We start from the raw sequence: 18,933 nt of genomic DNA on the forward strand, positions 1-18,933 counted from the left end.
CATTATATGAATTTAAAAAGAGTTGTTGTAACAGGTATAGGTGCCCTCACACCAATAGGCAACACCGCAGAGGATTTCTGGAACGGTCTGGCTAATGGTGTGAGCGGTGCTGCGCCGATTACCAAGTTCGATGCTTCCCTTTTCAAAACACAGTTTGCTTGCGAGGTCAAAAACCTTGACGTAGAGCAGTTCATTGACAGAAAAGAAGCTCGGAAAATGGATCCTTTCACCCAATATGCCATGATTTCCGCAGAGGAAGCTATAGCGAGTTCGGGGCTGGATCTTGAAAAAATCGATAAATCTAGAGCCGGAGTCATCTGGGGATCAGGAATAGGGGGATTAAGGACATTCCAAGACGAAGTGACCTACTTTGCAGAAGGAGACGGAAATCCCAGATTCAACCCATTCTTTATACCCAAAATGATCGCTGACATCAGCGCTGGTTTCTTATCAATTAAATATGGTTTTCGCGGTCCAAACTTTGTGACGGTTTCTGCCTGCGCCTCTGCTACCAATGCCCTCATCGATGCATTCACTTACATTCGAATGGGCAAAGCTGATATATTCATCAGTGGCGGTTCAGAAGCAGCGGTGACCGAAGCGGGTATTGGTGGGTTCAATGCCATGAAAGCCCTTTCCCAAAGGAATGATTCCCCGGAGACAGCTTCCCGGCCTTTTGACAAGGACAGAGACGGCTTTGTGTTGGGGGAAGGTGCAGGAGCTTTGATCCTGGAAGAATACGAACATGCAAAAGCCCGCGGTGCCAAGATCTACGCAGAGCTCGTAGGTGGAGGGATGACTGCTGATGCGCATCATATCACGGCACCCCATCCGGAGGGGTTAGGTGCCAGCAGTGTGATGAAAATAGCTTTGGAGGACGCAAATCTCCAGCCTGAACAGATCGATTACATCAATGTACATGGTACCTCCACTCCTCTAGGGGATGTGGGAGAAATCAAGGCAATACAAAAAATCTTTGGCGAACACGCCTATAAGCTGAACATCAGCAGTACCAAATCCATGACTGGTCACTTGCTGGGAGCAGCAGGAGCCATAGAAGCCATCGCTTGTATTTATGCTTTGAATAAAGGTATCATCCCTCCTTCCATCAATCATTTCACAGATGATGAGGCATTTGATCCTAGGCTGAATTTGACTTTCAACAAAGCACAAGAAAGAGAAATCAACTATGCTTTGAGCAATACCTTTGGTTTTGGTGGACATAACTGTTCGGTAATTTTCAAAAAACATAATTAATCTGGATTTTGAAATTATTTCAAAGGCTCGGGTTTAACAATCTCTTCTTAAGTAAAAAAGACAAAAGGCTTGCTGCCTCCATCAGACTGATGACGGGGAGCAGGCCTTTTAATTTATCACTCTACAAGCTGGCACTGACACCCTCCGGACTGGGAGCTGAAACTTTGCAGGGATTCCGGCTCTCCAATGAACGCCTTGAATTCCTCGGGGATGCGATTCTGGGAGCTGTCATTGCCGAGTACCTCTTTCAAAAATACCCTTTCCGCGACGAGGGCTTTCTCACAGAGACCAGATCAAAGCTTGTCAACAGAGAAACACTCAACGACACGGGTATAAAAATAGGCCTGCGAAAAGCACTGGATATGGAAATCGGAGAAAGACATTTCACCGGGAACAAATCGCTCTACGGCGATATGTTGGAAGCTTTCCTTGGGGCTATTTATCTGGACAAAGGGTATCATTTCACCAAAAAATTCATAATCAAACGTATCCTTCTTCACTTTGATGTGGATAGCATGATCGCCACCACAACCAACTACAAAAGTAAAATCATAGAGTGGTCACAGCGCGAAAACAAAGTGATAGAATATCTGGTAATAAGTGTGACCGGCAATCAAAGATTTAAGGAATTCAAGGTCGCCCTTCACGTAGAAGGGAAGGAAATAGCGCTTGGAAAAGGAAGTACTAAAAAGAAAGCGGAGCAAGAAGCATCCAAAAATGCATGTGATGCACTGGATATTGCCACCTAGCTGATTAATTTTAGAATTAATTAAATCTACCATGTCTTCATTAAAAATAGCGGGAGCCACCGTCAATCAAACCCCTCTGGACTGGGCTGGCAATTTAAACAGGATAATATCTGCCATAGAAGAAGCCAAAAGGCAAGGAGCGGAAATTCTGTGTCTACCTGAACTGGCAATTACTGGATATGGATCAGAAGATTTGTTTTTAAGCTACTGGTATCCCCAAAAAGCTCTTTCTCAACTTGCTCTATTGCTCCCGCATTGTAATGGGATAACGGTGGCTGTAGGGTTACCTGTCAGGATCCAGGACAAAGTCTATAATACCATCGCAGTCATTGAAGGCGGCGAAGTGGTTGGTTTCGTGGCCAAGCAGTTCATGGCTATCGACGGAGTGCATTACGAATTCCGCTGGTTTACACCCTGGCTGGCTGATGAAGTCACAGAAATAGAGTTTCAAGGAAAGAAAGTAGCATTCGGAGATCTTACTTTTCATCACAAAGGAATTAAGTATGGATTCGAGATCTGCGAAGATGCCTGGAGAAGCCTGCTGAGACCTGGATTTAGACTTTTCAAACGGAACGTGAATCTGATATTCAACCCTAGTGCAAGTCATTTTGCAATGGGAAAGACACAGCTCCGCAAAGAATTAGTGGAGGAAAGCTCCAAATCTTTTGATTGTTACTATTGCTATGCCAATCTACTGGGAAATGAAGCCGGCAGGATGATCTTTGACGGGGAGATCATGCTGGCTAAATCAGGGGAGTTGCTTTTCCGAAACCGCCTCCTTTCATTTAAAGACGTCCATGTCGCCAGCTTTTATCTGGAATCAAAAGACCAGGGTATCGCTCCTATCGATTCAAAAAATGAAGAATTTGTCCAGGCCTCTGCCCTGGCACTTTTTGACTATATGAGAAAAAGCCGAAGTACTGGTTTTGTACTTTCCCTATCTGGAGGGGCAGATTCCTCATCAGTAGCAGTACTGGTGGCGGAAATGGTGAAGCGAGGGATAGCTGAACTGGGACTTGCTGCTTTTTGTGAAAAAGCCGGGATTAAAAAAATCCCTACTTCAGCAAACCCTGAAAAAGAATTGATGAAACAGCTTCTCACCACTGCCTATCAGGGCACTAAAAATTCATCTGAAGATACCTTCTCTTCCGCAAAATCTCTGGCAGAAAGTATAGGAGCGACATTTTATCACTGGGAAATCGATGAGGAAGTCAACTCCTACACTGCCAAAATAGAAAAAGCAATTGGAAGAAAACTGAGCTGGGAACAGGACGATATCACCCTGCAGAACATCCAGGCAAGAACCAGATCGCCAATCATCTGGATGCTCGCCAATATCAATAATGCCTTGCTCTTGGCCACTTCCAACCGCAGTGAAGGGGATGTAGGGTATGCTACGATGGACGGAGACACATCCGGAAGTATCTCTCCAATAGCTGCCGTGGATAAATATTTCATCCTAAACTGGCTTCGATGGGCTGAGCGAAATCTGGATCAACCCGGACTGGCAAAAGTAAACTCCCTACAACCTAGTGCCGAGCTACGTCCATTGGAAGAAACCCAGACAGACGAGAAGGACTTAATGCCTTACGCTGTAATTGTGGAAATAGAAAAACTTGCTATCCGCGACCGCCGTTCACCCATGGATATTTACCTCATCCTATCCGATGAACTGGACTTACCTACTGATACTTTAAAGGGCTATATCAAAAAATTCTTCCGACTTTGGTCACGCAATCAATGGAAAAGGGAAAGATTGGCTCCTTCCTTCCATTTGGATGAATTCAATGTGGATCCCAAAACCTGGTACAGATTCCCTATTTTATCTGGGGGATTTGCAGAAGAACTCATACAACTAGATCAACTATAAACTTGAAACTATGCTTGAATTAATCATGAACTATATCGTATGGGATCCCAATCCTTCTGTGATCCCCGGTTGGGAACGCCCGCCATGGTATAGTATTCTTTTCGCGGCAGGATTTGTTATTTCCCAACAGTTCATGGTTCATTTTTTTAAAAAAGAAGGCCAGAACCCTGAATTGGTGGATAAGCTGACTATCTATATGGTCGTGGCTACGATCATTGGTGCCAGATTAGGTCATGTCCTTTTCTACGAACCTGCAAAATACTTAAGCAATCCGATAGAAATCCTTAAAATCTGGGAAGGAGGACTTGCCAGTCATGGAGCAGCTATTGCAATTCTGTTCGCTTTGTGGCTTTATGCAAAAAAAACACCGGGGCAAAGCTACCTGTGGGTAGTGGACAGGATTGTAATCGTGACCGCATTGACTGGAGCATTGATCCGCTTTGGCAACCTGATGAACTCTGAGATAGGGGGAAAAGACACAGGATCAGATTATGGTATAGTGTACGCCTGGGACTCGGAGGAATTACTCTCCACGCTCAAGGTTCCCATAGAGTCTGTCGATCCGTACAAGCCTGCTGACCGCCAAAATGAAATGGTTGGAAATGGTATCGTTCCGCTCAATATTGACTTGGAGATCTCTAAAGGTTCCTATTCTTTGGATGAATTGGAAAGCACCTTAAGGAGGGATGTCAAATACGCTTTGACCCAGTTCAAATCCAGCCAAGAGTATCTGGCAGAGCCAAAAGAAAGCCCGCTGGATCTAGCTATCGTGGACAAAGGCGATCATTACTTAGTAACGGTGAGAACATTTGGAAGAGCCAAACACCCTACACAAATCTATGAGTCACTCTCCTACTTGGTGATTTTCTTAGTGCTTTTTGGTCTTTGGAATAAATATAAAGAACGCTTGCCTGAAGGAATACTCCTTGGTATATTCTTGATATCCGTATTTGGAATGCGATTTATCTGGGAATTCTTCAAAGTAAGCCAGGTGGATTTTGAAGACTCCATGGCCTTTAACATGGGGCAATTTCTAAGTATCCCGCTGGTGATTGCCGGTGTGATCCTTGTGGCACGTGCGCTGAAGAATGGATTAAAACCTCTAAAGAACTAAGGTACTGGATCATGCCCGTGGCCTCCCCAGGGATGGCAACGGGCAATCCGCTTAGCCCCCAACCATCCACCTTTGAAGACCCCATGCTTCAAAATTGCTTCCTTTGTATACTGGCTACAAGTAGGTGTGTACCTACAGCTTGAAGGAAACAAGGGCGAAATAGTATATTGATACACCAAGACTGGAAATATAGCTATCTTTCGAAGAATGGATTTGGCCATGGATTTAAGTCTTCCTGCTAAATGATTCCGTAAGTAACCAAATATCAATCTGAATTCCCTCTTGATTACCAAGATTAAAAAACCACTTCTTTTCTTTTTTCTGTTTTCCGCTCTTTGTATGGAGTCGAGAAATAATATTGTCTATGCGCAGGACGACACTTCCTTTGCGCCGGCAAACACAACTGCCCCTGATAGTGTCAAGGTTAATAACATATTCATCGTAGGAAATGTAAAAACAAAAAAGAGCGTAATACTACGGGAGTTGGATTTCATCACAGACTATTCTTACGACTGGAATACATTTTTGCAAATACTCCTCGCTGATCAGAAAAAGATTTACAATCTCCAACTTTTCACTTCAGTAGAAATCACCCCACTTCTTACAGGAGACAATGAAGCGGAAATACTTATCACTGTAAAGGAGAGATGGTACATCTTACCTCAAGTGATTTTTGAACTGGCTGACCGGAATTTTTCAGAATGGTGGACGAATCAAAACAGGGATTTTTCCCGAGTGAACTACGGAATTAGGTTAAGCCATAATAATGTAGGGGGAAGGAATGAAAGACTAAAATTTGCCGGACAGTTAGGATTTACCAGAGCATTGGATCTCCAATACAGCAAGCCTTACATCGATAAAAACCAAAAGCATGGATTGGCCGTCCAGCTCACCTTCAAAGAGAACAAGACCATTCCCCTTAAGTCAGAATACAATAAGCAGGTTTTTTACACCAATGAAAACGAAGATATTATCAGGAAAAATTTTGCTGCAGCCTTGCGGTACACCTATAGGAGGAGCTATTACAATTACCACTTCCTTAGCCTAGGATACAGCAATACCTGGGTTGCTGATGATGTTCTGATCGAAAATCCGGATTACTTCCAGCATGGTGGAAATAACCTGAGATATTCCTTTGCCTCTTATACTTTCCGCCACGATCGTAGAGACAATGTCTCCTATGCAACTGATGGTGAGTTGCTCCAGGCATCTATCACTAAATACGGGATTTTTTATACGAAGGATTTAGATGAAGTAGAGGTAAATCTTACCGCCAATAAGTACTTCAAAATCACTGATACATTTCACTTCAACACCGGCCTTACAGCCAATTGGTTTTTGAGTCAAAGCCAGCCTTACACTTTGGTAAGGGGGGTGGGATATACCCCGAATTTCATCAGAGGATATGAGCTCAATGTGGTCGAGGGCCAGCAGCTCTATGTACATAAAAACAGTTTCAGGTGGAAATTCGTAGATTGGGAAATAGATATTTCCAATTTGACCAAGCTGGAACAGTTCAGTACCATACCTATTCGCCTGTATCTCAGTGCCAATTTTGATCATGGATATGTCAAAGACAGAAACCTAATCCCTGAAAACGCACGTTTGTCCAATAAATACTTAATGGGATACGGTACCGGGATAGACTTAGTAGGCTTTTATGATGCTGTGTTCCGCTTTGAATACTCCATGAACAATAGCAAGGAAGGCAACTTCTTTTTTAACTTTTCCGCACCGTTCTGACCTGATTGCCTAAGAGTTAAAATCGAAGCGATAGCAAATCGTGAAAGCTCAGGCAGTTGTAACTTGAGCTAAAACCTCCAATTCACCCCAAATCCCAATGTTTTACTGGGATTAACTACTTTTTTTAGTAAAAAACAACTAATACTTTGCGTTGGTTATCAATATTTTAACTAAATTAGTTAAGGTTTTTTTCGATCCAACATGAAGCTGTTGACTTTTTCATTCTTCCTGCTTTGCCTGCATTCAACGGCACTGGCACAAATAGACCCGCTCACTCAAGTTCACGGCGCGAGAGGTCAGGGAATGGGGAATCTGCGTGTCCACGGTATGGATGTATGGAGCTATTTTAACAATCCAGGAGGGCTCGCTAAACTGGAATCTTCCGCAATTTCAGTAGGATATGATAGCCGTTATGGACTAAAAGAACTCAACACCGTAGATATGATAGGTGCCTGGAAGATAAAGCCAGGGACCTTGGGTTTTGGGATTTCCCGCTTCGGAGGCAAACTATTCAACCAGCAATCCCTAGGTATGGCGTTCGCCAATCAGTTGGGGATAGTCAGTATTGGTGGAAGGCTGGATTGGTTTCAAACCCAGATAGAGGGGTTCGGGACTGGCAACAGCATCATCTTCAGCATGGGTGGTATAGCTGAGCTGAGCCCTGAATTTTCGATTGGGGCGAGTATTTTCAACCTAAACCGAGCCGGTATCTCCAAAAACTCCGAATCAAGGCTTCCAACGGGCGTAGTAATGGGTATATTCTATAACCCCATCACCCAAGTCCAGATCCATCTCGAAGTGGAAAAGGATATACAGATCAAACCCATCGTAAAAGCCGGTTTGGAGTACGGAATCAAAGATTGGGTTTTTCTCCGGGCTGGCATTAACAGCAACCCAAGCAGATTGTTTTTTGGAATCGGACTGAAGTCCACACGCTTTACTGTGGACTACGCATACGGACAAAATCATGCCCTGGGCAGTACCAGTCATGTAAGTTTAGGATTTAGCTTCAGTGAAAAATGAGAAGCTTTATTCTCATAGCAAGTATGTGGCTTTGTCTTCTTACGTGCGCCTTTGCCCAACAGCCCCCTCAGCAGGATATAGATCTGGAATCTTTTATAGAGCGTCTATTTCCCGTACAGGATGAAGACATAGATTATGAGTCAATTTACGAGGTACTCCTGCAGTTATACCTAAATCCTATGGATATCAATAAAGCTAATGCAGAAGCGCTTGCCGCCTGCTACCTTTTGGATCCCACCCAGATCAGTAACTTAATTTCCTATAGAACTAAATTCGGCCCCTTGATATCGCTCTACGAATTACAGGCTGTACCGGACTTTGATCTGAACACAATAGAAAATATACTTCCATTTTTAACGCTAGGAACTGGGAAATCAACCCAAACAAGACCTTTATGGCAGCGAATTGTAGGTGAAGAGCAAGCTTATCTCCTATTCCGACACCGTCGCACTTGGGAGACACGCAAAGGTTTTACTCCGGCAGACACAAGTTCCTCCGGAAGAATCTCAAGTCGGTATCTAGGTGATCCCAATGAATTTTACGTCAGGTTCCGAATCCAGCATACCCGGGATTTCAGTCTGGGATTTACGCTTGACAAAGATCCGGGTGAACAGTTTATCTGGGATAGCAAAACAGCTAGATACGGTTTCAACTTTTTTTCTTTTCACTTTACTAAATATTACACAGGCAAGTGGAAGACAATCGCTTTGGGAGATTTCCAGGCTCAGTTCGGACAGGGATTGGTTTTCGGCGCAGGCTATTCACTGGGCAAAGGAGCGGAAACTGTCCCTACAGTACGGCGAAGTAGTGTAGGGATTTTGCCTTATACAGCAGCGTTGGAATTCGGTTTTTTTCGAGGTGCCGGACTTACCTATCAGAGCGGGAATTGGCAAAGTAGCCTCATTACATCCTTTGCCCCACGGGACGGACGGGCAGGCAATGCACTGGACACACTAAGTACAGAGCATATCACGATCAGCTCTTTTAACCAAAGTGGGCTCCACCGTACCAGCAGTGAACTCAGTACTAAAAACCAATTTAGGGAATTAAGTCTTGGAGGAAATGTGCAATATTCCTCCCCTTCAGGAAAACTCCAGATCGGCTCCAATTTACTTTACATCAGATTCAATCATCCTTGGGTAAAAAATCCCACACTTTATAATCAATATGATTTTTCAGGGCAAAGAAACACAGTGGGAAGCCTATATCTGAATTACAATTGGAAGAATTTCTTCATGTTTGGTGAATCAGCTCTTTCCCAGTCTGGTGGAAAAGCGCAGATAGTGGGATTTGTATCCAGCCTCACCAGGCAGGTGGATTTTTCGCTTCTCTGGAGGAAATATGATGAAAATTTCCATAGCTTCTATGCAAATGCCTTTGCGGAAAGCACCCGACCCGCCAATGAACAAGGGGTATATGCGGGAATTCAGATCAAGCCGATCTCCAAATGGAAACTTAATGCATACTATGATTTTTTCAGATTCCCATGGTTCAGGTATAGAGTCTATGCGCCATCCAAGGGTTACGAATGGTTAGCCAGGATTACTTACCAGCCCTCCAGAAACCTAACTGCCTTTTTTCAGATCAGAGAAGAGCAAAAAGACCGTAACCTACCCGATTCAGGAGAGCCTTCATTACCTTATCTTGTAAGACCTATAAATAAAATAAACGGTTTAATCAGTCTTGAATATCAAGTAAGCAAAAATTTTTTCTTCCGCTCAAGAATCCTGTTCAGCAGAGTAGATCACAATGATCTAAAACCTACAGGATTTATGATTCTCCAAGATGCCCAACATGGTTTTGGGAAATTCAGGATTACAGGCAGACTGGCATTATTTGATACGGATGACTATGACACCCGGATTTATGCCTTTGAGAACAATGTGCTCTGGACATTTTCTATTCCAGCATTTGCAGGACAGGGAATGCGATATTACCTCCTTTCCCAGTACCAATTCAACTCCCGCCTCACAGCCTACTTCCGCTTCTCCAGAACCTCCTATACCGACCGTGAAAAAATCAGCTCTGGACTCCAGGAGATAAACGGCTCAAATCAAACCGAAACCACCTTGCTGATCAGGTACATGCTTCATCGCTAGATTTCCATCAATGGTATGCTTCTGCACCTACTTTTTTGATATTTTGTACCTAAACTAAAAAACCACTATGAAACTAATCCTATACCTGACCACTTTCTTGCTGTTTTCTCTCAATATTGCTTTTGCCCAGAACCTTGATTTATCAAAAATGAGCAAACGGGATGGATTTATCCCTTTTTACTTAGATGGGGATAAAGGGAAGATTTATCTCGAAATCAGTAAGCTGGAATGGGAATTCCTATATGTAAACTCACTCACAGCTGGGGTGGGCTCAAATGACATCGGACTAGACAGAGGCCAACTGGGAAACACCCGGATTGTCGAGTTCAGAAAATCCGGAAACAAGTTGTTTTTGGTTCATAAGAACTATGACTTCAGGGCATACTCTGATAACCCGGCAGAAGTGCAGTCCGTACAGGATGCATTTGCGGAATCCATTCTATGGGGTTTTGAGATAGCCCAGACTGAAGGGGATAAACTTATTGTAGATGCGACCAACTTTTACCTTCAGGATGCTCATGGGGTGGCTGAAACATTAAGCCGGAGTCGTCAGGGCTCCTTTCGCACAGATGCAAGCCGATCCGGTCTGTACTTACCGATGACCAAGAATTTCACCCAAAACACTGAAGTGGAAGCAACGATCACCCTGACAGGTCAGGCTGCGGGCGGAAATCTAAGGTCTGTGACGCCATCACCGGATGCAGTCACCGTGCGTCAAAGACATTCGTTTATTGAGCTTCCGGATGACAACTATCGGCCGAGGGAATTTGATCCTAGAGCCGGTTATGGAAGCATTTCGTATATGGACTTTACCTCCCCCATTTCAGAGCCGATTCTCAAAAAATTCATCGCTCGTCATCGCTTGGAAAAGAAAGATCCATCCGCGGAAATGTCCGAAGCCGTGGAACCTATTGTCTATTACCTTGATCGAGGCACACCTGAACCTGTGGCCTCCGCCTTGATCGAAGGAGGGAATTGGTGGAACCAGGCTTTCGAAGCTGCTGGCTTTATCAATGCTTTTCGAGTGGAGCTGGCACCGGAAGGCATGGATCTGATGGATGTACGCTACAACGTGATCCAGTGGGTTCACCGATCTACCCGAGGCTGGTCTTACGGTGCGAGTGTACGTGATCCCAGGACGGGGGAGATTTTGAAAGGCCATGTATCATTGGGCTCTTTGCGTGTAAGACAGGATTATTTGATTGCTCAAGGGCTGTTGCAGCCATTTGAAGACGGTGCTCCTGCAAATCCTCAAATGTTGGAAATGGCTGTTGCCAGATTGAAACAACTGTCAGCTCATGAGATAGGCCATACGATCGGACTTGCCCACAGCTATGCTACCTCAGCAAATAACCGCAGCTCAGTAATGGACTATCCTTACCCAATGATAACTGAGAAACCAGACGGTGAGCTGGACTTTAGCAATGCCTATGATGACAAGATAGGAGATTGGGATAAGTGGGCCATCAAATATGGCTATGCAACAGTACCCGTGGGCGAAGACGAGCAAGCCTTTCTCAAAAGAACACTGGAAGAAACCTATGATGCCGGCCACCAGTTTATCACTGATTCTGACTCGAGAAACCCCAGTGGAGCTCACCCCACTTCACATCTTTGGGACAACGGAACCTCAGCTTCTTCAGAACTTCTGAGAATGCTGGACTTGCGTGCAAACAGAATGAAAAGCTTTGGATTAAATGCCATCCCTGATGGGCACCCCCAAGCTCTGTTAGAAGAAGTTTTTGTGCCGTTATATATGATGCATAGATTTCAAATCGAGGCCACAAGCAAGCTTCTGGGGGGTGTGGACTATCGGTATAAAGTAAAAGGGGACAATCAGGAAAAACATGGATGGGTTGGGCCTTCAGAACAAACGGAGGCACTAGATGCCCTATTATTGGCAATCTCACCAAGTCATCTTAAGGTGCCGGATCACCTACTCAAGCTAATTCCCCCGAGGCCATTTGGCTATAGCCGAAACAGGGAAACCTTCGTTTCCAGAGTGAACCCGATCTTTGATCCAATCGCACCAGCGGAAAGTATTGTAGATCTCACGTTTGATTTTCTGCTAGACGGAAACCGAATAAACCGGACTTATTTACAGCACTTACAACAAAACCAGTTGCCGGGACCTAATGATTTACTTACAAAAATAGAGGAGCGGCTTTTCGCCAATTACAACAAAGAAGACATCAATCTGGAAATCATCTTGATGACCCAGTCTAAATATGTGGAACATTTGATTGAATTGGCAAAAAACTCAGGGGTTTCCACTACAATACGGGCTATTGCCAGAGGAAGACTGCGCTATCTTGCCAATACCAAATTCCTTTCTGATTTGGACTGGAATCCAGCTGCTCAGCACAGGGTGTATTTGAGCGAAAAAATCAATGCCTTTTTAAATCTACCGGAAGAACTCGTAGCCCAAGAACAGCTGAAGATACCGGATGGATCCCCTATCGGCATGGACATTATGAGTTGTGACTTTGATTTTTAAGCGACTGCTAAACTAGCTTCAGATATCTGAAGCTAGTTTTCTTTTCGATTTTATTTCTATTGAGAACTCCTAAGGCAATCCAACGCAAATAAGTAAATTAGCATCTGAATTGCCCACAGGGGTCCATCAGATGGAACTTCCTTTACAGTTCCTTCCTTAATCAGCAAACGATTCTAGAAATATGAACAACCCATTATTGGCGGATTTCGCCACACCTTTTGATACTGCCCCTTTTGATAAAATCTCACCGAACCATTTTCTTCCTGCAGTTAAAGCTGCCATTTCCGAAACCAAAAAAGACATTACAGCCATAAAAGAAGTAGCTCTACCTACCTTTGAAAACACCATAGAAGCACTCGATGAATCAGGTAAGCGACTTGGCATTATAGCAGCTATATTTTTCAACCTGAACTCCGCTGAGACAAATGATGAAATTCAAGCCCTGGCACGGGAAATCTCACCTTTGCTCACAGACCATGGAAATGACATTTTACTGGATCAGGCTCTATTTCAGCAGGTTTCTCATGTTTTTGACAAAAAAGACCAGCTTGAATTAAGCGCTGAACAGGTCACCCTTTTGGAAAAAACATATAAATCTTTTGTCAGAAACGGAGCGAAGCTCAGTTCAGATAAGGCAGAGCAACTGAGAAAAATTGACCAGCAATTAGCCCAAACCTCTTTGAAGTTTGGAGAAAATGTACTGGCTGAGACCAACAAATTCGTGCATTTTGTAGATCAGGAATCTGACTTGGACGGGCTTCCCGAAGGGATCAAAGAGGCTGCCGCACAAATCGCCGAAGAAAAAGGAGAAGCCGGCAAATGGGCATTTACCTTGGATTACCCCAGCTATATTCCCGCGATGACCTATGCCCAGAACCGTGAGCTTAGAAAAATTCTATTCTTGGCCAACGGCACAAAATGTGCGAAAGGTGATGAGTTGGATAATCAGCAAAACATCAAAGACATCCTTAAACTCCGCCATGACCGGGCAGTGCTCTTGGGCTATAAAAGCCATGCGGACTTCGTATTGGAGGAGCGCATGGCCAAAAGTCCGGATCAAGTAATGTCCTTTTTGAATTCCTTGCTTGAAAAGGCAAAGCCGAAGGGAGTTGCAGAGCTACAAGAGCTGGAGGCCTTTGCTAAAGAACTAGACGGGCTGGATAGCCTGAAAAAATGGGATTTCGCCTATTATTCTGAGTTGCTCAAAAAGGAGAAATATGCGCTTGATGATGAGTTGCTTAGACCTTATTTCCAATTAGAAAAAGTAGTAGATGGAGTGTTTCAAACTGCCGAAAAACTCTATGGGATTACATTTGTGCCCAGAACAGATATCCCTGTATATCATAGAGATGTTACCGCTTATGATGTAAAAGATAAGGCAGGAAACCATCTTTCTGTATTTTATGCGGATTTTTTCCCACGCCCAGGCAAAAGAAACGGTGCCTGGATGACCAGCTACAAAGGTCAGCATATGAAAGACAACCTGGACATACGTCCCCATGTCTCTATTGTGTGCAATTTTACCAAGCCTACCAAATCAAAGCCAAGTCTGTTGACCTTCAATGAAGTCACCACACTCTTCCATGAATTTGGCCATGCGCTCCATGGTATGATGGCGAAAGGCAGGTATGAGTCACTTTCAGGAACGAGCGTTTACTGGGATTTTGTGGAATTGCCTTCTCAGATTTTAGAAAACTGGTGCTATGAAAAAGAATGTCTTGATCTCTTTGCGAAGCACTATGAAACAGGAGAGAAAATCCCTGAAGAGCTGATAGAAAAAATCAAAAGAGCTTCAAATTATCAACAGGGCTACCAAACAGTGAGGCAAATCAGCTTTGGGTTATTGGACATGGCTTATCACAGCAAGGATCCAGCTGACATTACCAGTGTGTTTGATTTTGAAGAATCAGTGATGAAGCCTACCGATCTGCTCCCAAAAGTGCCAGGAACCCTGATGAGCACTTCCTTTTCGCATATCTTCCAAGGCGGATATTCTTCCGGATACTATAGCTATAAATGGGCAGAAGTACTGGACGCAGATGCTTTCGAGTTATTCCAGGAGAACGGGGTTTTTGACCCAGATACAGCTGCATCTTTCATGAAGAATGTATTATCCGCAGGAGGCAGCGAGCACCCGGATATTCTTTATAAGAGGTTCAGGGGCAGAGCACCAAAACAAGATGCATTATTGAAAAGAGCTGGATTGATATCAGAATAAATCGCTTTCTTTACTCGACTATAAATTGAATCGTACTATATAATAAGCCCTTATCCTGATGAAAACGTCAGCTTTGCAACTTCCTGCCTACTTAAAGGCTCTGTCGGTAATGGTATTCATTATTGTGCTGGTGTTTTTTCTCATTGTCGGGAAGAGTTTACTTGTCCCATTATTTATGGGTGGTTTCTTCGCGATCTTATTCACACCCTTGTCGATCTGGCTGGAAACGAAAAAAACCCCAAGGATCCTTTCCTGCATCATCTCATTACTCTTGATGATTGCGCTGGTTGGGGGGCTGTTGACGTTTATCATCGGGAATGTGGCAAATTTCACCAAGGATTTTGATGATGTCTCAGGAAAACTGGTTGCCTATGCAGTCGATATTGACACCTGGGTCATGGACACTTTCTCTTATGACGCGGCGATAGCTGAAAAAGCGAATACGGATTATTTAAAGAATCTGCTGACAGAAAACAGTTCAAGTATAGGCGATTTTGCCTTAAAAACAGTAGGGTCTCTCACTGGTTTGGTACTAATCCCGGTTTTCATGTTTTTCTTTCTATTGTATAGAAATCACCTGACCAATGTGCTGATCCATATTTATAAAGACAAGGATCCAGAGCTGGTAAAAACAAGAATAGTCAGCCTTCGCAAAGTCATACTCAACTATATCGTAGGGGTGGTAAAAGTAATGGGGATTTTAGCAATACTCAACATTACGGCTTTCTCATTGCTGGGCATAAAACACGCCGTGTTTTTCGGTACCCTGGGAGCTATGCTGAATATTATACCTTACGTAGGCCCATTCTTTGGAGCCATGTTGCCGATGGTTTATTCTTTCCTCACCAAGGACAGTTTATTCTACCCGGTAGGGGTACTTGTCAGCTATCAGATAATTCAAATGATCGAGGGGAATTTTCTTACCCCGAAAATTGTAGGCGGAAATGTGAACCTAAATGCCTTTATCACATTTCTAGGTCTGATCATCGGGGGTACAATCTGGGGAGTGGCCGGAATGATCCTGATCATCCCTATGATGGCAATCTTGAGGGAAATATTTGACTTGAGTGATTCTACTCGCCCATTTGCCCTGTTACTCGGAGAGGAAAAGGAAGAAGATAAGGAAGAATCCATACAAGAAGAGTCTGAAGAACAACATGAAAAAGAAAACGATTAATTTATTTTTAGCATTATTCATCGCCTATTCTTCATTTTCTTGTGATTCCGATGAAAGTAAAAAAGGCAGGTTTCTCCTAAAAGGCAATGAAAAAATGGAGGAAAATGACCCTAAAAGTGCGATGGGTTTCTATAGGGAAGCTTTGAAAATCGACTCCACCTTTTCGGAGGCATATTTTAATAAGGCACTTGCACATAATCAGCTCAATCAAATTAGTGAAAGTATCCTTGACCTCAATCTAGCTATCAGATACAAACCTGGTTATTATGAAGCTTTTTTTCAACGGGGGTTAAATTATCTGGACAACGGTGAATTCTACAAAGCCAGGGAGGATGCTTCCAAACTAATACAACTCGACGACCAAAACTGGAAAAGCCATTTCCTGACCGGGTTGGTTGAAGAAAAATTGAAGAATTTGCCGGAAGCCTTAAAGGCCTTCGAAAAAGCATCCCAAATTAATCCGGAAAACTCGGACCTTATTGTCAACCAGGCCACTATCCTCTATTACATCAAGGACTACGAAGGATCAAAAGAGATTCTTGACAGTGCCATGACTCTTAATCCCATGGAACCCAACCTGCACAACCTCAGGTCAATGATCTATTTTGAGGAAAAAAAATACCCAGAAGCCATTAACGCAGTTGAGAAAGCCATATCACTGGACAAAAGCCAAGCATATTTTTATAATAACAAGGGGTTGTACCTACTCTTTTTAGACCAAAAAGAAGCAGGACTTGAGCTTATCAACCAAAGTATCAAAATGGATCCCAAAAACCCTTATGCATTAAGAAACAAAGGGATATACTATGTGATGCGAGGTGATAGGGTCTCCGCCTTGCAGTATTTGACGGAATTGAATCAAAAGTATCCTGATATGGAGTTGGTGGCAGAATATTTGAAAATGGCTCAGGAGCTATGATTTCGCTCAAGTATAATTTCGAGAATCATTTTCCTTAATTCATTGGCATCAATCGGTTTGGAAACAAATCCATCAAAACCGCAATCCTCGATACGGTCCTTAACTTCTAGTCTGGCAACAGCTGAAAGTGCGATAACCGGAACATCAGAAACCTGTTTGATGGCAAGCGTGGCATCAAACCCGTTCATTTCCGGCATCTGTAAATCCATCAAAATGCAATCAAAGGATGATTTTTTAGCCGCGGCCACTGCCTCTGCACCATTCCTGGCGCGTTCGAAGGTAAAACCCCATTTCGATATGATTTTTCCCAGAACCAACGCGTTCACGTCGTTGTCCTCAGCCATAAGCAGATTGAGCGGTAAAACGGCATCAGGATATTCCACCTCATTGCCGGAACTTCCCCTCTGATCTTCAGCCACTTCAAATTCCAGGTCAAAAAAGAACCGGCTACCTACATTTAAGGTTGATTCCAGTTCAATATTACCTCCCATTAGGTTCAATAGCTTTTTGGTAATCGACAGCCCTAGGCCAGTTCCACCATACTTTGAACTGAAAGTTGGTTTTATCTGATCGAAATCCCTGAAAATTTTCTCCTGGTGCTCCGGTGCGATCCCTATTCCATTATCACTGACTTCAAAATACACCCTTACCCTCCCGTTTACTTTTTCAAGTAAGTTTACCGTCACCTTCACTTCCCCATCCTTGGTGAACTTAAGCGCATTGGTTATCAGGTTGTTCAAAATTTGGGACAAACGGGTTTTATCTCCTAATACCGTGATGTCCAATCCATCTGAGAGCGATGCTTCTAATTTATTGTTGCTGTCACTCGCATGAAATGATAGCCCTTTAAGTAATTGCTTAATAAAAGATTTCAGCTGGAGAGGGGATTTTTCAATAGTCAATTTTCCGGCTTCTATTTTCTGAAAATCAAGTAAATCATTGATCATAATGATCAGATTATCCACCGCAAAATTGATGGTGTCCAATTCTGATTTCTGATGGACTTGAGGATGGTCATTCAGTAAGGTATAAGTGGATCCAGAGATAGCATTCAGCGGTGTCCGGAGTTCATGACTGATCATGGAAAGAAAATCAGATTTAATCTGGTTTGTCCTTTCCGCTGCTTTTCTGGACTCATCCAGCGAAGCCTCAAACTCTTTCTGCCTACTGATGTCAGTCAAGTATCCATACCAAACCATATCGCCATTATTAAGTGTTTGAGGCCGCGCAGTGCCTAAAAGCCACCGATACTCATCCTTATCGGGATCGGGTTTCACCCTGAACTGGCACTGCCATGGTTCCTGCTTTTTAGCTGATGCTATCGAGGAAGTGACCACCTGGGGTAAATCCAACGGATGGATCCTGGACATTGCCGTGGATATATCCGTGATATTTTCCATCTCTTCTGGACTCAGTCCTAACACCAGAGCTATTCCCTTAGAAAGGAATGAAAAGCTCATTTCTCCCTTACTGTCTAGTACAAGCTGGTACAGCCCTCCCGGAACCTGCTCGGTGAGGTTCATTAAGAATTGGCTGCTATCCACCAGTTTTTTTTCAAGCGTGGTCTTTTCCGGGATGTTTTTCAATGAAAAAATTATATACTGATTTGAATCCAGTTTCACTTGCTTTGCGACCACTTCCAGTTCAAGATGAAGATCCGGTGAAAGGCGAAGAATGGATGAAAATCTATGGGGAACAGGATTAGCTATAGCTTCATTGATCCAAAATCCCCATTGCTTGGAATCTTCAAAATAAGGCTCAATCTCCCTGAAATGGCTAAACCTCTCTTTATTGCTCACCCCAAAAAGCTTCAATGCTTCCTTATTGACAAAAAAGACCTCACCTTCAGGCTTTAAAACAAACTGTGCCTCTGCGGATTCCATCAAAAACAGCTCAAGTTCCCTTTTCGTAGGAAGCCCATGATTTCTTACCTTTTCTCCTTTATAGAATAAAAAATAGTTTACTGAGCTGTCTTGTGGCAGTTCAATTTGAAAGTCGAATTCATTCCCTGCATAAGAAAATCTCACTTCCTCACTGAAAATGAAATCACTTATCTCCATCCCCATGCCTACAAGACTTCTGTCATCCAAACTTCCACCTATATGATCTTCAAAGGATTGATTTGAATAAAAAATAGAATAGGGATAGCTATCATCTGTAAGAAACACCATTTCTGCTGACTCGTAGATCAGTTTTTTAAACGTGCTGTTGATGCCTTTTTCTTGCATGGATAAGCTGCTTGCATAGAATGGTGGGCAATTCTCCAA

General features: G+C 43.4%; 13 protein-coding genes. 11 read left to right on the forward strand and 2 right to left on the reverse strand.

The window, feature by feature from the left end; all coding sequences use genetic code 11:
• The first annotated feature begins 6 nt into the window (after positions 1–6).
• The 4 genes from fabF to LZF95_RS02550 are packed head-to-tail and all read left to right on the forward strand — an operon-like array spanning position 7 to position 4,990.
• The gene (gene fabF / locus LZF95_RS02535) at positions 7–1,257 is read left to right on the forward strand and encodes a beta-ketoacyl-ACP synthase II (protein WP_233753424.1); all 1,251 of its coding nucleotides are present in this window, start codon (positions 7–9) and stop codon (positions 1,255–1,257) included.
• Between the two features lie 8 nt (positions 1,258–1,265).
• A complete protein-coding gene (gene rnc, locus LZF95_RS02540; RefSeq protein ID WP_233753425.1) occupies positions 1,266–2,006 on the forward strand; it encodes a ribonuclease III in 741 nt (246 codons plus the stop codon).
• A gap of 31 nt (positions 2,007–2,037) precedes the next feature.
• Positions 2,038–3,876 carry an NAD(+) synthase gene (gene nadE, locus LZF95_RS02545; RefSeq protein ID WP_233753426.1) on the forward strand — a complete coding sequence of 613 codons (1,839 nt, stop codon included), beginning with the start codon at positions 2,038–2,040 and terminating at the stop codon, positions 3,874–3,876.
• A gap of 10 nt (positions 3,877–3,886) precedes the next feature.
• The gene (locus tag LZF95_RS02550) at positions 3,887–4,990 is read left to right on the forward strand and encodes a prolipoprotein diacylglyceryl transferase (RefSeq protein WP_233753427.1); all 1,104 of its coding nucleotides are present in this window, start codon (positions 3,887–3,889) and stop codon (positions 4,988–4,990) included.
• On the opposite strand, the gene yidD is transcribed toward LZF95_RS02550, so the two are convergent.
• A complete protein-coding gene (gene yidD / locus LZF95_RS02555; RefSeq protein ID WP_233753428.1) occupies positions 4,987–5,211 on the reverse strand; it encodes a membrane protein insertion efficiency factor YidD in 225 nt (74 codons plus the stop codon). The two genes, LZF95_RS02550 and yidD, sit on opposite strands and share 4 nt — an antisense overlap.
• Positions 5,212–5,329: 118 nt before the next feature.
• Between yidD and LZF95_RS02560 the strand changes: the two genes are divergently transcribed.
• The 7 genes from LZF95_RS02560 (at position 5,330) to LZF95_RS02590 (ending at position 16,666) form a co-directional block, all read left to right on the forward strand.
• On the forward strand, positions 5,330–6,733 hold the full coding sequence (locus LZF95_RS02560; RefSeq protein ID WP_233753429.1) for a POTRA domain-containing protein: 1,404 nt from the start codon (positions 5,330–5,332) through the stop codon (positions 6,731–6,733).
• A 201-nt stretch (positions 6,734–6,934) separates the two neighbouring features.
• Positions 6,935–7,756, forward strand: coding sequence for a hypothetical protein (locus tag LZF95_RS02565; RefSeq protein WP_233753430.1), 822 nt, complete (start codon positions 6,935–6,937; stop codon positions 7,754–7,756).
• On the forward strand, positions 7,753–9,855 hold the full coding sequence (locus tag LZF95_RS02570) for a helix-hairpin-helix domain-containing protein (protein ID WP_233753431.1): 2,103 nt from the start codon (positions 7,753–7,755) through the stop codon (positions 9,853–9,855). The genes LZF95_RS02565 and LZF95_RS02570 overlap by 4 nt, the downstream gene beginning before the upstream one ends.
• 67 nt (positions 9,856–9,922) lie before the next feature.
• Positions 9,923–12,352 carry a zinc-dependent metalloprotease gene (locus tag LZF95_RS02575; RefSeq protein ID WP_233753432.1) on the forward strand — a complete coding sequence of 810 codons (2,430 nt, stop codon included), beginning with the start codon at positions 9,923–9,925 and terminating at the stop codon, positions 12,350–12,352.
• A gap of 181 nt (positions 12,353–12,533) precedes the next feature.
• Positions 12,534–14,570 (forward strand): M3 family metallopeptidase, encoded by a 2,037-nt coding sequence (locus tag LZF95_RS02580; RefSeq protein WP_233753433.1) that lies wholly within the window; start codon positions 12,534–12,536, stop codon positions 14,568–14,570.
• Positions 14,571–14,628: 58 nt separating this feature from the next.
• Complete coding sequence (locus LZF95_RS02585; protein WP_233753434.1) at positions 14,629–15,747, forward strand: AI-2E family transporter; 1,119 nt, start codon at positions 14,629–14,631, stop codon at positions 15,745–15,747.
• A complete protein-coding gene (locus LZF95_RS02590; RefSeq protein WP_233753435.1) occupies positions 15,728–16,666 on the forward strand; it encodes a tetratricopeptide repeat protein in 939 nt (312 codons plus the stop codon). The genes LZF95_RS02585 and LZF95_RS02590 overlap by 20 nt, the downstream gene beginning before the upstream one ends.
• Here LZF95_RS02590 and LZF95_RS02595 read toward each other — a convergent pair.
• Complete coding sequence (locus tag LZF95_RS02595; protein WP_233753436.1) at positions 16,654–18,894, reverse strand: hybrid sensor histidine kinase/response regulator; 2,241 nt, start codon at positions 18,892–18,894, stop codon at positions 16,654–16,656. The genes LZF95_RS02590 and LZF95_RS02595 overlap by 13 nt on opposite strands.
• Positions 18,895–18,933: the final 39 nt, after the last annotated feature.

It is taken from the genome of Algoriphagus sp. AGSA1, assembly GCF_021390545.1.
Lineage (GTDB): Bacteria > Bacteroidota > Bacteroidia > Cytophagales > Cyclobacteriaceae > Algoriphagus.

What these genes read in the sequence shown, in the direction of transcription:
- LZF95_RS02565 (WP_233753430.1), top strand. Translation starts at nt 6,935, where the DNA reads ATGAAGCTGTTGACTTTTTCATTCTTCCTGCTTTGCCTGCATTCAACG.
- LZF95_RS02595 (WP_233753436.1), bottom strand. Translation starts at nt 18,894, where the DNA reads ATGCAAGAAAAAGGCATCAACAGCACGTTTAAAAAACTGATCTACGAG.
- LZF95_RS02590 (WP_233753435.1), top strand. Translation starts at nt 15,728, where the DNA reads ATGAAAAAGAAAACGATTAATTTATTTTTAGCATTATTCATCGCCTAT.
- fabF (WP_233753424.1), top strand. Translation starts at nt 7, where the DNA reads ATGAATTTAAAAAGAGTTGTTGTAACAGGTATAGGTGCCCTCACACCA.
- LZF95_RS02570 (WP_233753431.1), top strand. Translation starts at nt 7,753, where the DNA reads ATGAGAAGCTTTATTCTCATAGCAAGTATGTGGCTTTGTCTTCTTACG.
- LZF95_RS02560 (WP_233753429.1), top strand. Translation starts at nt 5,330, where the DNA reads ATGGAGTCGAGAAATAATATTGTCTATGCGCAGGACGACACTTCCTTT.
- yidD (WP_233753428.1), bottom strand. Translation starts at nt 5,211, where the DNA reads ATGGCCAAATCCATTCTTCGAAAGATAGCTATATTTCCAGTCTTGGTG.
- LZF95_RS02585 (WP_233753434.1), top strand. Translation starts at nt 14,629, where the DNA reads ATGAAAACGTCAGCTTTGCAACTTCCTGCCTACTTAAAGGCTCTGTCG.
- nadE (WP_233753426.1), top strand. Translation starts at nt 2,038, where the DNA reads ATGTCTTCATTAAAAATAGCGGGAGCCACCGTCAATCAAACCCCTCTG.
- LZF95_RS02575 (WP_233753432.1), top strand. Translation starts at nt 9,923, where the DNA reads ATGAAACTAATCCTATACCTGACCACTTTCTTGCTGTTTTCTCTCAAT.
- LZF95_RS02550 (WP_233753427.1), top strand. Translation starts at nt 3,887, where the DNA reads ATGCTTGAATTAATCATGAACTATATCGTATGGGATCCCAATCCTTCT.
- LZF95_RS02580 (WP_233753433.1), top strand. Translation starts at nt 12,534, where the DNA reads ATGAACAACCCATTATTGGCGGATTTCGCCACACCTTTTGATACTGCC.